We start from the raw sequence: 485 nt of genomic DNA on the forward strand, positions 1-485 counted from the left end.
TCGGTGTTCGTGCCGCAGTCGGTCTGGAACATGCTGTTCCTGATCGCCGACGGCGGGGGCGATGCTTCGCCCACCTTCCTGGTTGTGCTGGAGAATGCCCTGGTGGCGCCGGTGGTCGCCTTCTTCACCTTCATCGGCTCCATGGGCAACGTCCCCCTCGCCGCCATGCTTTGGTCGCGCGAGGCGTCCCTCGGCGGCGTCATGTCCTTCCTGGGCGCCGACCTGGTGGCGGCAACCGTGGTCTGGGTCCATGTCAAGTATTACGGCTGGCGTTACGCTCTCTACCTGTCTGCCCTGCTTTACGTCTGCATGGCTGCGGCGGGCATCACCGTGCACTACCTTTTCGCCGCGGCAGGCCTGACACCCGAGCAGCGACCGGCGCTCGAGGAGATGGTTCGATTCGCCATTGACCACACCTTCTTCCTGAACCTGACCTTTCTCGTCGTCGCGGGCATCCTGCTCTGGCTTCACCTGCGGGGCGGCAC

The 485-nt window shown here is 64.7% G+C and carries 1 protein-coding gene; it reads left to right on the forward strand.

The features are described from left to right. A partial coding sequence (locus tag E0493_RS22965) for a permease (RefSeq protein WP_202397310.1) occupies window positions 1-485 on the forward strand: 485 nt, incomplete at both ends.

The organism is Teichococcus coralli, from assembly GCF_009829925.1.
In the GTDB taxonomy this organism is placed as follows: domain Bacteria; phylum Pseudomonadota; class Alphaproteobacteria; order Acetobacterales; family Acetobacteraceae; genus Pseudoroseomonas; species Pseudoroseomonas coralli.